Source organism: Streptomyces pseudoechinosporeus (genome assembly GCF_054783935.1).
Genome location: NZ_BAAGPS010000009.1, coordinates 314,141 through 328,011, shown reverse-complemented (window position 1 = coordinate 328,011; position 13,871 = coordinate 314,141). Strand labels below are relative to the sequence as shown.

Annotated in this window: 9 protein-coding genes and 1 pseudogene; 4 read left to right on the top strand and 6 right to left on the bottom strand. The window is 71.1% G+C overall.

Annotation, left to right across the window (positions count from 1 at the left end; translation table 11 throughout):
• Positions 1-66: 66 nt before the first annotated feature.
• Positions 67-1,089: a LacI family DNA-binding transcriptional regulator gene (locus tag ACYVO6_RS13075; protein ID WP_461060583.1), complete on the top strand. Its 1,023-nt coding sequence runs from the start codon at positions 67-69 to the stop codon at positions 1,087-1,089.
• Between the two features lie 910 nt (positions 1,090-1,999).
• On the opposite strand, the gene ACYVO6_RS13070 is transcribed toward ACYVO6_RS13075, so the two are convergent.
• The 3 genes from ACYVO6_RS13070 to ACYVO6_RS13060 form a co-directional block, all read right to left on the bottom strand.
• Positions 2,000-2,626, bottom strand: a complete 627-nt coding sequence (locus ACYVO6_RS13070) for a YigZ family protein (RefSeq protein WP_461060581.1) — start codon at positions 2,624-2,626, stop codon at positions 2,000-2,002.
• A gap of 73 nt (positions 2,627-2,699) precedes the next feature.
• Positions 2,700-3,257 (bottom strand): SixA phosphatase family protein, encoded by a 558-nt coding sequence (locus tag ACYVO6_RS13065; RefSeq protein WP_461060579.1) that lies wholly within the window; start codon positions 3,255-3,257, stop codon positions 2,700-2,702.
• Entirely contained in the window at positions 3,254-4,030 is a 777-nt protein-coding gene (locus tag ACYVO6_RS13060; protein WP_461060577.1) for a hypothetical protein, read from the bottom strand. Before ACYVO6_RS13060 ends, ACYVO6_RS13065 begins: the two co-directional genes overlap by 4 nt.
• Before the next feature lie 217 nt (positions 4,031-4,247).
• Here ACYVO6_RS13060 and ACYVO6_RS13055 point away from each other — a divergent pair, with 217 nt between their 5' ends.
• The gene (locus ACYVO6_RS13055) at positions 4,248-5,141 is read left to right on the top strand and encodes an arginase family protein (protein ID WP_461060575.1); all 894 of its coding nucleotides are present in this window, start codon (positions 4,248-4,250) and stop codon (positions 5,139-5,141) included.
• Positions 5,142-5,150: 9 nt separating this feature from the next.
• On the opposite strand, the gene ACYVO6_RS13050 is transcribed toward ACYVO6_RS13055, so the two are convergent.
• Positions 5,151-5,891 (bottom strand): class I SAM-dependent DNA methyltransferase, encoded by a 741-nt coding sequence (locus ACYVO6_RS13050; protein ID WP_461060573.1) that lies wholly within the window; start codon positions 5,889-5,891, stop codon positions 5,151-5,153.
• A gap of 315 nt (positions 5,892-6,206) precedes the next feature.
• Here ACYVO6_RS13050 and ACYVO6_RS13045 point away from each other — a divergent pair, with 315 nt between their 5' ends.
• Positions 6,207-8,096, top strand: a complete 1,890-nt coding sequence (locus tag ACYVO6_RS13045) for an ATP-binding cassette domain-containing protein (RefSeq protein ID WP_461060572.1) — start codon at positions 6,207-6,209, stop codon at positions 8,094-8,096.
• 86 nt (positions 8,097-8,182) lie between these two features.
• Here the strand turns inward: ACYVO6_RS13045 and ACYVO6_RS13040 are convergent, their stop codons facing one another.
• The gene (locus tag ACYVO6_RS13040; RefSeq protein WP_461060571.1) at positions 8,183-11,788 is read right to left on the bottom strand and encodes a SpoIIE family protein phosphatase; all 3,606 of its coding nucleotides are present in this window, start codon (positions 11,786-11,788) and stop codon (positions 8,183-8,185) included.
• 188 nt (positions 11,789-11,976) lie between these two features.
• Between ACYVO6_RS13040 and ACYVO6_RS13035 the strand changes: the two are divergent.
• Positions 11,977-12,170, top strand: a pseudogene (locus tag ACYVO6_RS13035) (transposase); the annotation flags it as partial.
• Positions 12,171-12,350: 180 nt separating this feature from the next.
• Here the strand turns inward: ACYVO6_RS13035 and ACYVO6_RS13030 are convergent.
• Positions 12,351-13,847: a vanadium-dependent haloperoxidase gene (locus ACYVO6_RS13030; protein WP_461060570.1), complete on the bottom strand. Its 1,497-nt coding sequence runs from the start codon at positions 13,845-13,847 to the stop codon at positions 12,351-12,353.
• Between the last annotated feature and the right edge of the window lie 24 nt (positions 13,848-13,871).

The following is a 13,871-nucleotide window of genomic DNA, read 5'->3' as shown; positions in this document are numbered from 1 at the left end:
AAGCTACTCACAGGTTCCGGCCGGGGCCGCGGCCGGAACCGACGAGCACAGGAGACCGTTTCCTCCATGGCAGCGAACCGCCGCCCCACCCTGGCCGACGTCGCCCGAGAAGTGGGCGTCAGCGCCAAGACCGTCTCGCGTGTCCTCAACGAGGACGGGCCCGTCTCGGCGCAGACGCGGGAACAGGTACTCGCCGCGATGGCCAAGCTCGGCTTCCAGCCGAACCTCATGGCACGCAACATCCGCGTCGGCGGTCCGGACACCACCATCGGACTGGTCATCCCCGACCTCGGCAACCCCTTCTTCGGAGCCGTGGCCCGCGGCATCGAGGACACGGTCCGAGAACGTGGACTCACGCTGCTCATGGGCTCCTCCGCGGACGACCCCGACCGCGAACGCGCCCTGACGGCCAAGTTCCTCGCCCGGCGCGTCAGCATCCTGATCGTCGTGCCGTCCGTCGGCGCCGACCACTCCCCCCTCAAGTCCCACCGTACGGCGGGGCTGCCCATCGTCTTCCTCGACCGACCAGGAGTCGGCCTGTCCACGGACAGCATCGTCAGCTCCAACCGTTCGGGAGCCCAAGACGGCGTCGCCCACCTGATCGCCCACGGGCACCGCCGCATCGGATTCGTCGGCGACCTGCCCGTCAAGCTCTACACCCGCCGCGAACGCCTCGCCGGATACCGCGCGGCCCTGCAAGAAGCCGACATCCCCTACGACCGCTCGCTCGTTGCCAACGCCCACGACCAGCCAGGCGCCGAGGCCGCGACCTCCCAACTCCTCGAACTGGCCGATCCCCCCACGGCCCTGTTCGCCGGAAACAACATCATGGCGCTCGGAATCGTCGCCGAACTCGCCCGCAGCAAGCGCAAGGATGTCGCCGTCGTCGCCTTCGACGACGTATCACTCGCCGAGGCACTGGAACCGGCCCTGACCGTCGTCGCCCAGGACCCCGAAGAAATCGGCCGCAGCGCCGCGGCCACCGCCCTGGCCCGGCTCGACGGCGACCGCTCCCGGGCTCGCACCATCACCGTTGCCACCCGGCTGATCGTCCGAGGCTCGGGGGAGCAACCCGCGCCCAAGCCGTAGGCGGCATGGCCCCGTCGGACGACGAATCACATGGTCTGGCCAGCGACGCAACCCGCCTGATGCCCCATCAGAACGAGCGTCAAATGAGCGTCACGAGCGTCAAGATATCGCCCGTAACGCCCACACCGCACATAATGCGCACGCACAAAACCCCAGGTCAGACGCCCTTTGTGACCGGTTCAAGGATCGCGACGCACTCCACATGATGCGTCATCGGGAACAGGTCGATCGGAGCCCAGGTGATCAATAGGTGTCGGCCTCGCTTTCGAGGCCGACACGGAAGACGGCAGCGAACGGTCGGCACCGGGCTGAACCGACCCGCTATCGCTGGCCACTTGCACTTTGGAATCTCATCCCCTAGGTCAGCGACGTGGTGGAAATTCATACACTGAAGCGGAACTCCACCACTTCCCCGTTCGACATAAAGTCGCCCACGCCTTGCATTCAGCCCCGCCCTCTGCGCGGTACCACTACCAAACCGCGCTCAACCAAATCTGCGGCTACGACGGGGCGCACCGTGGGATGTACCCCCACTCACAGCGGTCACGCAGTGCGCTTACAACAATGATGGTGGCGACTGCGAACAGGGCGGCTGCCAGACTTCGCTCCACCGCCTGAAACTCGAAGCCCTCCCCACCCAGCACGGAACCAGCACGGGACAGGTCACCAGGGATGACGAGGGGTGCCCACAGGTCAGCACCGAACCAGCACCGGCACCACCGACGAGCCCCTCATTGACGGAACGACAGCCCTCTGACCTGCACCTTTGCCGAATCAGCACACTTATGGTAAGCAGCGTCCCAAAAATTTGTGCAGCAGCCTCATGATCCCCGAGACTAACGGCCGGGTCGGACATCACGGGCGGCTACTCCCGTATCGGCCTCTCCTGGCGACCTCAGCGCTGTCCGCATCAGGCGTCCCCATACGCCTCTCCCCCCAGCTCGAACCCCGCCGTCCCCGCCGTGGCATCGGCCAGCCACGCCCGGAACGCCTCCACGTCCGCGTCCGGGAGGGCGATCTCGATGGTGACGGCCTCTCCGTAGCGGACGTCGCGTACCTCACGCCCCGTCGACCGCAGGTCGTTCTGCACCTTGCCGGCCCGTTGGTGGTCGACGGTGACGGTGGCGAGACGGAAACGTTTACGTGTGATCGTGCCGAGGGTGTCGAGGGCCTCGCCCACCGCTCCCCCGTACGCCCGGATGAGGCCGCCCGCGCCGAGCTTGACGCCGCCGTAGTAGCGGGTGACGACGGCGACGACGTACCGCAGGTCGCGGCGCAGCAGCATCTGGAGCATCGGGACGCCGGCCGTGCCACCCGGTTCGCCGTCGTCGCTCGCCTTCTGTACGAAGGCGTCGGCGCCGATGACGTACGCGTAGCAGTTGTGCGTGGCGTCCGCGTGCTCCTTGCGGACGGCCGCGATGAACTCCTGGGCCTCCTGTTCGGTGGCCGCCGGGGCGAGCGCGCACAGGAAGCGGGAGCGGTTGACTTCGGTCTCGTGCACGCCTGCGCGGGCCACCGTGCGGTACTCGTCCTGCATCGGGCCAGCGTATGTGCCCCGCGCGAAGGTGCCGCACGCGTGCGTCCCGTCGGGCCGCCGCCCGGTGCGGAGATCAGCCCTTCTTGCCCCGCTGCTTCTTGCCCCGCGGCACGGTCACGTCGGTGAGCAGCGCCATGCCGGGGCCGAGGGAGGACCAGGTGTCGCCGTACCAGGCGAGGACCGCGATGGCCGACGTCGGGAACTTCGTCCGGACCTCGTCCAGCGCGTCGTCGAGACTGCCCCCGGCCAGGGTGAGCACCAGCTCCTCGAGCCCGGGATTGTGCCCGATCAGCAGCAACGTCCTGACCTCGTCGGGCACTTCGCGCACCGCTGCCAGCAACTCGGGTACGTCGGCCGCGTACAGCCGCGGATCGTGGCGTACGGGAGGAGGTGTGGCCCATTCGGCCGCGGCCAGTTCCCAGGTCTGGCGGGCGCGTACGGCGGTGGAGCAGAGCGCGAGGTCGGGCAGCCAGTCGGCGGCGGCGAGAGCACGGCCGGCGGCCGGGGCGTCACGGCGGCCACGTGGCGCGAGCGGTCTCTCGTGATCGGCGACGCCGTCCGGCCAGGCCGACTTGGCGTGCCGCAGGACGATCAGGCGGCGCCGCGGGGGCGCTCCGGCAGGCGCGTTCATGACGGGATCCCGCGGCCGATGTCACGGGTGAGTTCGAGCCCGAGGAGACGGTCGGCGTAGGCGTACGTCTCGAAGCGGGCGCCGTCCGGAACGGTCTGGGACGTCGCCACCCGGCGCAGTACGTCGAGTACGGCGGGCACGTCCAGGTCGTCCTCCCAGGCGGCGCGCAGCTGCTGGCGTACGGGATCGGGGATGGGGCTGGAGGGATGCGTGGCCCAGGTGGCGACGGCTCCCCGCCAGTGCGTGAGGACCTTCTCGGCGTCGGCCAGGCCGGCCTCGTCGAGCCGGAGGGGATCGCGGCGTGGCCGCGCGAGCAGGGCGAGACGCAGGGCCGAGGGGTCGCTCCCCTCAACGCCCTCACGAACCGGACCGCTCTCGTCATCGGCCGCGACCTCGTCGTGCACCGGGGCGACCTCGACGCGTACGCCGTCCGGCGCCTCGTCGTCGCCTTCGGGGGTGGCGGGACCGGCGACAACATGGAGCACCTGCGCCTCACCCAGCGGCGGTTCCCCGGCGCGGGGGTCCTCGAACGGCCGGATGCCGAGGGCCGATGCTCGCTCGCGGAGTTCCGGGTGCCCCTCCGGGGCGGTCAGCACCGTCCAGACGGGCGTCCCGTTCAGTTCCAGGGCGCGTACGAGGAGGTCGGCGACCAGGAGTATCCGCAGGCCGGTGGTGTCGGCACGCGGTACATGGGCCTCGACGCGGGTCAGGCCGCGGCGGGCGGGAGCGGCGTCGGCGGGCTCGCCGGTTCGGGCGTCGGTGATACGGAGCACGGGGTGAGCGTAGGCCCGCGGGAGGCCGGGCGCAGGGAGACGTGCGTCATTCGGTATCGGGGCGGTGGCGGACGCGGCTGTGAGCGGTCGATCCGAACCGCCCCCCGGCTGCGGCGGCTCAGGAGAGAGTGTCCGTTATGCGGCACTATGGGTGCTGTGGCGGCGGTGCTCGACAGCCGACGCCCTGAGGCCGGCCGGCGGACAAAGGGGTTCGGGCGTGCGTGAGTTGATGGTCATCGAGGCGCCCTCCGTGCTCGGACTGCGGCCGTCCGGGGTACAGGACCTGCCGGAAGCCCTGCGCGACGCCGGGCTGCTCGACCGCCTCGGGGCGGTGGTGGCCGGGCGGGTCGAGGCGGCGGCGTACGACCCGAGGCGGGACGCCGACATCGGGGTGCTCAACCCGGTCGGCATCGCGCGGTACTCCGTCGAGCTGGCCGACGCCGTGGGTGGCGTACTGGACCGGGGCGGCTTCCCCGTCGTCCTCGGCGGCGACTGCAGCATCCTGCTCGGCAATCTCCTCGCCCTGCGCCGCCGGGGGCAGTACGGCCTGCTGTTCCTCGACGGCCACACCGACTTCTACCAGCCGTCCGCGGAGCCGACGGGCGAGGTGGCCTCGATGGAACTCGCCCTGGTCACGGGCCGCGGACCCAGCTTGCTGACCGACCTGGAGGGCCGGGGTCCGCTGCTGAGGGACGAGGACGTCGTCGCCCTCGGCTTCCGCGACACCGAGGAGTCCACCGCGGCCGGGATGCAGCCGCTGCCGCCGGGGCTGCACGCGCTCGACCTCGATGCGGTACGGGCTCTCGGCGCCGACACCGCCGCGCGCCAGGCGGTCGAACGGCTGACCCGGGGCGGGAGCGGCGGGTACTGGGTCCATCTCGACGTCGACGTACTGGACGACGCGGTGATGCCGGCCGTCGACTACCGCATCCCCGGCGGACTGACCTGGTCGGAACTCGAGAGCGTGCTGCGGACGGCGCTGGCCGGCGAACGAGCCGTCGGCTTCGACGTCACGATCTTCAACCCCCGCCTCGACCCCGACGGCAGCATCGCCGCCCGCCTCACCGAGTGCCTGTGCCGGGGGCTGTCGGCGCGGCACACCGCCCCCTGAGGCCGGCCGTCAGTCGGCGGTCTTCTCCCAGACCGAGACATGCCGGCGGCTCTCGCTGGTGAACGGCGTCCGGTCCCAGTCCTCCCAGCGGTCGCGCAGCCGCAGTCCGGCGAGCCGTGCCATCAGATCCAGTTCCGAGGGCCACACGTACCGGAACGGGTAGTACTCGTGCTTCGCTCGCCCGTCGACGATGGTGACGTAGTTCGAACTCATCGCCTGGGTGGCGACGTCGTAGATGTCGAACGCCCACTGTGTGGGGCTGATGCGGAACGGCACGGCGTTCTGCCCCGGCGGCAGCCGGCGCAGCTCTGGCACCCCCACCTCGATGACAAAGCAGCCACCGGGCCGCAGATGGGCGGCGGCGTTCTGGAAGCAGGCCACCTGGGCGTCCTGCGTCGTCAGATTGTTGATCGTGTTGAAGACCAGGTAGGCGACCGCGAACGTGCCCTCCACCCGCGTCGTGGCGAAGTCGCCGATCGTCACCCCGACGGTGTCGCCGCCGGGCTTGGCGCGCAGCCGGGCCACCATGGCCCGCGACATGTCGATGCCATGCACCGGGATCCCGCGCCGGGCCAGCGGCAGCGCGATCCGGCCAGTGCCGACGCCGAGTTCGAGCGCCCGGCCGTCGCCGGCGAGCTCGGCCAGCAGGTCGACCGCCGGATCCACCGCCTCCGGGCGGAACATGTCCGCAGCCGACTCGTCGTAGCCGACCGCTACGTGCTCCCCGAAGTAGCCGTCCTCATCATGCATTCGGGGAACGTACCGCCCACGGCCCGTCCGACGCCCGCGATTTTTCAGCCCTGGGGCAGGGTCGCGCGCCGCTCAGTGCTCGGCGAAAACCCCGTCTGGCACATACGTATCGGCCTCGGCGTTTCGGCCATTGTCCGGCCCAGGGCCGACCGCATGCCCCAAGGGTGGATGCACTCCGCACCTGACGCTTTCCGTGCTCCCGTACGGAATCCACGCCGTCTCAAACACGTGTGTTCGATACACCTCCCGCGTCGTTGACTCCATTGGCGTTCGCCCGCGCTGATCCGTTCACAACGACCTTGCAGGAGAGTCCAGTTGACCTCAGCCGACACCAAGGACACGCAAGCCGTCACTCCGCCTCCGCCGCCGCCCGCCGAGATCAGCTACACGGGCCAGTACTCCATCAACCCGCTCGGCGAGGTCTCCTTCCGCAAGCTCTGTGGGCAGCTGCCCTCTGTGCTGCGCCGCATTGCCAGGATGTCGTGGGACGTCGACCGACGGGCCGTCGTCCTCCTGCTGGTCTGCCAGCTGGTCACCGGCGTGGCCGCCGCGGTGCTGCTGGCCGCGATGGCCGGGGCCATGCGCCCCATCCTCGGCGGCGGTTCCGTCGCCGACCGGCTGCACGCGGCTCTGCCTGCCCTCCTTGTCGTGGCCGGTGCCAGCGCGCTCACGCGCGGTTCGGCTGCCGTGTCCACGTACGCCGAGCGTCGTATCACCCCCAAGCTGACGACCGTGACGGACACCGCGCTGGTCGAGGCGGTCTGCCGGGTGGAGGCGGCGGCCTATGCCGTGGACGGATTCGCGGACCGGCAGGAGGCGGCGGAGATGGGAGTGATGCGTACCCACGTCATGGTCACCGACGCCCAGCGTTTTATGTCGGCCCTGGTCAAGATGGTCACGGCAAGCGGCGTCCTGTCGGTCCTCAACCCCCTGATGCTCCCCCTGCTCCTGCTCGCCGTGCTCCCGGCCGGCGTCGGCGCGGTGCTGAGCGCCCGGGTCGACTACGAGATCCACTACGCCAACGTCGCCGACCGCAACGTCAGGGGCATGATGCGGTGGTGGTCGACGACGCCGAAGTACGCCGACGAGGTCCGCGCCAACGGGATGACGGACTACCTGCTGTACTGGTACCGGTCCCTGTCGGAGCGGGTCGACGCGCGCACGCTGACCGCCGCTCCCCGGACGCTGCGGATCGCCTTGGTGTCATCGGTGGTCGGCGGGGTGTTCCTGGTCGCCACCTGGGCGGTTCTCGCCTGGCTCGCCGTGACCGGCCGGGTCGCGCTCGCCCTCGCCGCGACGGCTGTCGTCGCGGTCCAGACGACGCTGGCGGCGCTGTCCCAGGTGATCATCAACGGGGCTGCCGTGTTCCACACCAGCCTGTATCTGAGCGATATGCAGGCCTTCCTCGACGACGCCGAGGCGCGGGCGCCGGACCGCGGTGAACTCGCCGTGAGCGCGCCCGTGGAGGAGATCCGGCTGGACGAGGTCACGTACCAGTACCCGGGGAAGGACAAGCCGGCCGTCGACCGTGTCTCCCTGACCCTGCGGCGCGGGGAGATTCTCGCCGTCGTCGGGGTGAACGGTTCCGGCAAGAGCACGCTGACCCGCCTGATCACCGGGATCTACCTCGCGGACAAGGGCCGCGTGACCTGGAACGGCTCGGACCTCGCCCATATCGCCGAGGCCACGGTCTGGAACCGCACCGGTCTGGTCCCGCAGATCTTCGCCCAGTGGCCGCTGCGGGTGCGGGAAAACGTGACGCTGGGCCAGCCGCGGACCTTCGGCGACGGAGAGGTGTGGGAGGCGCTCGACGCGGTCGGTATGCGCGAAGCCGTCGAGGACCTGCCCCATGGCCTCGATACGCTCCTCGCCCGCGAGGTGTTCGGCGGAGCCGAACTGTCCGGAGGACAGTGGCAGCGGCTGGCCTGCTCCCGGGCCCTGTACCGGCGCCCGTCCCTGTTGATCCTCGACGAGCCGACCTCGCAGATGGATCCCCGCGGCGAGCACGCGATCTTCGAGGAGATCAAGGCCATCGCCGGCGACCGCATCACGATCGTCGTCACCCACCGGCTCGAGAACACCAAGGTCGCCGACCACATCGTGGTGATGGACCAGGGCCGCATCACCGAACAGGGCGGATACGAGGAACTCGTCCACGCGGACGGCACCTTCGCCGAACTCCTCGCACTCTCCCAGGACCGATAGTGCCCTCGACATGACGTCCAGGATCCGCGACTCCCTCAGCAATGAAGACAGTTCGTCAGCAGTGAATCAGCAAATCCGCAGCTTCCTCAGACCGACCGGCAATGACTACGAGCAATAGCGGTCGGTTGTACGGCACTTCCGTCAGTCTGCGGGTCGCCGGTTCGACATGACGGTTCGGCGGTGGCGGCGAGCAGGGCGGCGTCGTCGTCGACCCGGTCGGGGGTGTTCAGCAGTTCCAGGGCCCGTTCGGTGATCTGCTGGGGGTCGGGGCGGGCGGCGGCGGGCAGCGCGTCGCAGGTCTGGCGCAGGGCCGCCAGGCCGGCGTCCAGGGACAGCGCCCGGTTCTCCACCAGGCCGTCGGTGTACAGCAGCAGGCTGGTGCCGGGCGGGAACGCCACCTCGCGGTCGACCGGGGTGCTGCCCAGTCCCAGCGGCAGCTCCGGGGGCAGCTCCAGGTAGGCGGTGTCGGCGGCTATCAGCAGGGGCGGCAGGTGCCCGCCGGCGGCGTAGCGCAGGCGGTGACGGTGGGGGTCGTAGACCGCGTACAGGCAGGTGGCGAAGCGGTCGGTGGCGAGCGACTGCAGGTAGGCGTCCAGCCTGGTCAGCACCTGGGCCGGGCCGGCGCCCTCCAGTGCGAGGCTGTGCAGGGCGGAGCGGAGTTGGCCCATCACGGTGGCGGCTTCCACGTCGTGGCCCATGACGTCGCCGATGGCCAGTCCCACGGCGCCGTCGGGCAGGGCGAGCACGTCGTACCAGTCGCCGCCGACCTCGGCGCCGCGGTTGCTGGCCCGGTAGTGGGTGGCCAGGCGCACGCCGGGCACGGCGGGCAGGCGGTGCGGCAGCAGGGCGCGCTGCAGGGTCAGGGCGAGGCGGCGCTCGGTGTGGTACCGGGTGGCGTTGTCGTAGGCCAGGGCCAGGCGGTGGGCGAGGTTCTCCAGATACTTGTGTTCGACCGCGGAGTAGCCGCCGGTGTGCCGGACCAGTACCAGGGCCCCCAGCGTCTGGTCGTGGGCGTGCAGCGGCAGGGCCAGCACGGCGGCGGGCGCCGGGTGCGGGCCGGCTGGGGCTGGGGCGGTGCCGTTGATCGCGTGGGTGGCGGCGGTGGCCAGGGCCTCGCGGGCAAGAAGGGGGGTACCGGCGATGTATGCCGGGGGCGACTGCGCCGGGGCGGGTGCCGCGGCGGTGAGGTGGATACTGATCTGGTCGGCGAAGTCGGGCAGCAGGATCTGGCCGGCGGTCTGCAGGATCTGGTCCGGGTCGAGGGTGGCGGACAGCCGCAGGCCCGCGTCGGCCAGGGAGGCCAGCACGGCCAGCTGGTTGCGGGTCTCGGTCAGGATCTGTTCACGCAGCCGGGACAGTTCCAACCCGGTGCGGACGCGCGCCAGCAGCTGGCGCGCGGAGAAGGGTTTGGCCAGGTAGTCGTCGGCGCCGGCGTGCCGGCCCTGCACGGATTCCTCCTCGCCGGCGCGGGCGGTGAGCAAGACGATGGGCAGGCGGGCGGTGCGCGGGTCGGCGCGCAGCGCCCGGACCAGCTCGAAGCCGTCCATGCGGGGCATCATCACGTCGCTGAGCACCAGCTCCACCGGTTGCGCCAGGGCCGTCTCCAGGGCGGCCCGGCCGTCGGCGGCGAGCAGCACCTCGTAGTCGGGCTGCAGGAGCTGGGTGAGGTAGGCGCGCATGTCGGCGTTGTCGTCGACGACCAGCAGGCGGGCCCGGTGGGGGCGGTCGGTTTCGTGCGGGCCGGGGCCGTGGGGGGCACCGTGGGTCGCGGGGGCGTGCGGGGTGCGTGCCGCGGAGGTGGCCGCGGCGGGGACGGGGTCGGCCGCCAGCCAGCCCAGCGCCTCGTCCACATAGGCCGCGGCGCGGCCGGGCCGGCCGCCTCCGCCTTCCCTAGCTGTTTCCCCGGGGGATCCGGCGCCGGCCGCGGGCGGGGCCGGGCGGGGCCGGTGGGCGGCGGCGAAGGGGAGGTCCACGGTGACGGTGGTGCCCTGGCCGGGCCGGCTGTCCACGCCGACGGTGCCGTCGTGGGGGTCCACCAGGTCCTTCACCAGCACCAGGCCGAGGCCGCTGCCCTCGTGGGAGCGGGAGCGGGCGCCGCGGACCCGGTGGAAGCGCTCGAACAGGCGCGGCAGCTCGTCCGCGGGGATGCCGGTGCCGGTGTCGGTCACGGTCAGCCGGGCCCACTCGCCGGCCGCGGCCATCTGCACCCGGGCGCCGCCGGTGAAGGTGAACTTCAGGGCGTTGCTGAGCAGGTTGAGGATGATCTTCTCCCACATCTCCCGGTCCAGGGGCACCGGCCTGGGCAGCGGCGGGCAGTCCACCTCCAGCGTCAGCCCGGCCGCCTCGAAGGCGGAGCGGAACACCCCGGCCAGCTCGGCCGTGGCACCGGCGAGGTCGACCGGCTCGAGGGCCGGGCGCATCTGCCCGGACTCGGCCCGGGCGACGTCCAGGAGGGTGTTGACCTGCTTCAGCAGGCGCAGGGCGCCGCGCTCGGCCAGCTGAAGCTGCTCGCGCCGCTCGGGCCGGTCCTCGTCGGCCAGGGCCTGCTGGAGCGGGCCCAGGAGCAGGGTGAGCGGGGTGCGGAACTCGTGGCTGACGTTGGCGAAGAAAGTGGTCTTGGCCCGGTCCAGCTCGGCCAGCGCCTCCGCCCGCCGGCGCTGCTCTTCGTGCGCGAGCGCGGCCGACTGGTGCGCGAGCGCGGCCGACAGCGCCCCGGCCACGGCGGAGGCGAGCACCTCCAGGAAGTCGTGGTAGGCCCCGGCCGGGGGGAAGCAGGGGTTGACGCCCACCACCAGCACGCCCTCCACCTGGCCCGCGCAGTGCAGCGGCAGGGCCAGCGCCTGCTCGACCGGGATCCGGGTGGCCGCGGAGTGCTGCCCGGCCGTGCTGCCGCCGGTGAACGCGGCGGCCGGCAGCGTGGCCGGGATACCGTCGGCGACCACCTGAGCCAGCCGGGCCGCCGCCTCCGACCCGCCGGCCGCACTCAGCGAGACGGCCTCGGGCGCCGACCGGAGCCCGGCGGAGGCCGCCGGCCGCTGCATCCCCGGCTCGGCGGCCAGGTACAGGCCCAGAAACGGGATCTCCTCGGGGTAGGAGCCCGCCACCTCGGCGACCACGCGGGCGACCTCGCCCGGGGTGGGCAGCCCGGCCGTGCGCGCGCCGGTCTCGCTCAGCAGGCGCAGCCGGCGCTCGCCCAGCACCCGGCCGGTGGTCTCGGTGAGGATCTGCAGCACGCCGCCGGCGGTGCCGTCGTCCAGCAGCACGGGCTGGAAGGCGGAGTCGAAGTAGCACTGCTCCAAAAAGCCGTGGCGCTCCATGATGAGCAGCTCATCCGGGACCAGCAGGGGCTTGCGGGTGCCGGTCACATAGTGGAAGTGGGAGCTCACGGGGTGGGCCCAGACCTCGGGGAACACCTCCTTATAAGGCCTGCCGAGCGCCCAGGGGTGTTTGGCGCCGACAATGGGTACGGAGCCCAGGTTGTACAGCGTGGTGAATTCAGCCCCCCAGTACAGAGCCATCCCATGCTCAGAGGTGAGCATGAGGCGCAGGGTGTCCACCAGGGGCCCCGGCCAGGAGACGGTGGGCCCGAGCGGCGTCGCCGCCCAGTCGAGCCCTGCCAGAAGCTCGCCGAACGCGCCGCCCTCGGCGAACACCCGGGCCGCCGCGGTGCGCGGGTCATCGGGCCGGGTCATCGAGAAATCTTCCTCCTGGCGCCTATGTGATCCGCCCGCGCCCTCCCAAGGCTGCCGACGGCCTACTCGCTGCGGACCCCCCGGGAGATCGGACGTCGGATCCGACGGTTCTGGCCACACTTCTGCCCGAATTGTAAATTTAAAACAATTAAAAGGCTATTTGCCCAGCAGTGTACGCCTGCAGTCGCACGCCGACGGCCGTGATCGTCGACTCGCAGTCCCTGCGGGCGGCCGACACCGTCGGTGCCGACGGACAAGCGACGGACAAGGCCGGGACGGCGGGAAGAAGGTGGCGGGCCGCAAAGGGCACTCGGCCGTGGACTGCCTGGGCTTGCTGCTGGTGGTGCTGGTCACCGCCGCGAGCGTGCAGGACCGTGACGCCACTTGGAGAAGAATGCGCACGGCCAAGCGACCCAACCAGTGCGCATCAAGCCCGGATTCCGGCGTTTCCGCAGGAACCAGTGCGTACGAAGTCGCTGATCCTGCATGACGGCCACCGGCCCGGTGCCGCAGGGAACCCAGCAGGGATCCCAGGGCACCAGACCCGGTCGCTCGTGAGCGGTCAGATGGCGAGAGTGGTGCCGTCGAAGCGGCTGAGGGTGAAGGTCGCGTCCTCCAGCGTGGCCTCCTTGGCCTCGCGCAGGACACCTATGGCGATCTCCTCGCCCAGCCGCACCGACTCGGTGTAGTCGGAGCGCCAGTGCACGCCGCCCATGTTGCGGCCGATGGCGACGTTGGCGGCCACCTTGTTGAGCTCGCCGCCGACAGTGAGCTGTCCGGCGTCCGGACCGGTGTACGGCTCCAGGGCGGTGCCGTCGGTGGTGGGCACGACCGGGTCGGGCAGGACGTGCGACTCGTCGAACCAGGCCTTGAGGATGGTCACGCAGGCCCCGGCCACCGTGGCGTGTCCGGCCCCGTACGCGGGGTGCGTCGGGCTGCCCTCGGGGAACGCCTGCGGCAGCAGGTAGCTGCCGTACTTCTCGAAGACCCGCTTGACGGCTACGGAGTCCAGCACCCCGGAGTCGATCGGGTACTCGCGCTGCCCGCGCAGTTGCAGGTGAACCCGGCCGCCGAACTCCTCCGGCCGCAGCCGACGGTGCACGTACCACTTCTGGAACCACACCGCCTTCAGGGCGCGGGTGGCCACCTCGGTGACGAGCGAGAGGATGTGCGGGCCGCCGTACGTCCCGAAACCCTCCTGGTTGCGGGAGAAGTTGTACGGGTTGCCCGGGTCCACCGGCGCCTTCGTGTCGAGCAGGATGAGGGCGGCGTTGAGATAGGCCTCGTACAGCGCGTCGAAGTGCACGTAGTGCGCCAGGTCACGCGGGGTCTGGATGTACCGGCGGGTGGTGAAGTCCCGCTCGTCCGGCTCGGGTTCGAAGCCGTTCTGCACCTCCAGCCAGTCGTCCCAGGTGGTGAGGTGGTCGACCGGGCGGACCAGGGTGTCCTGCCGCTGCGGGATCAGCAGCGTGCCGTACCGGATGTCCTTGAGCAGGAACTGCGAGACGTACGGCCCCGCCAGGTCGCCCCGGGTGTCCCCGCGGAAGATGGTCTGCGGGGTGACCTGGCCGTCGAGCTTGGGCGCCCGGAAGTCCGCCAGCCCGCTCAGTTCGCCGGCCGCCTCGGCGATCAGCTCGCTGTCACCGAACCGCGTGAACAGCACCTCGCGGCACAGCGCCATCCAGTACAGCTCGACCGCCTCGGCGGAGTTCTGCGCGCTGTCGATGCGCGGTGCGGGCGGCACGGTCACCGCCTGGGCGTCCGGGCCCTGCAGGTCGAAGGAGGCGCCGGCCTGCGGGTTGGTCAGCTTGCGGGTGCCCCCGAGCGGGATCCGCTCGAAGTCCTCGTAACTGCCCGTGGCCAGCGCCCTGCGCAGCAGGTGGTACGCGGCCGGGTCGACCTCTCCGAACTTGTTGTGCGGTAATGCCTTGGAGTAGTTGGCGACGAAGGCGTGGTCCGTCTCCGCCCCGTTGGCGGCGTGCACCGGCACATGGCGCTGGAACTCCGCCTCAGCCGCCCGGATCCGCGCTTCGCGCGCGGCAAAACGACGATCACTCATGCGAATACCCCCGTATTCCCCGTG

What these genes read in the sequence shown, in the direction of transcription:
- ACYVO6_RS13075 (WP_461060583.1), top strand. Translation starts at nt 67, where the DNA reads ATGGCAGCGAACCGCCGCCCCACCCTGGCCGACGTCGCCCGAGAAGTG.
- ACYVO6_RS13070 (WP_461060581.1), bottom strand. Translation starts at nt 2,626, where the DNA reads ATGCAGGACGAGTACCGCACGGTGGCCCGCGCAGGCGTGCACGAGACC.
- ACYVO6_RS13065 (WP_461060579.1), bottom strand. Translation starts at nt 3,257, where the DNA reads ATGAACGCGCCTGCCGGAGCGCCCCCGCGGCGCCGCCTGATCGTCCTG.
- ACYVO6_RS13050 (WP_461060573.1), bottom strand. Translation starts at nt 5,891, where the DNA reads ATGCATGATGAGGACGGCTACTTCGGGGAGCACGTAGCGGTCGGCTAC.
- ACYVO6_RS13040 (WP_461060571.1), bottom strand. Translation starts at nt 11,788, where the DNA reads ATGACCCGGCCCGATGACCCGCGCACCGCGGCGGCCCGGGTGTTCGCC.
- ACYVO6_RS13030 (WP_461060570.1), bottom strand. Translation starts at nt 13,847, where the DNA reads ATGAGTGATCGTCGTTTTGCCGCGCGCGAAGCGCGGATCCGGGCGGCT.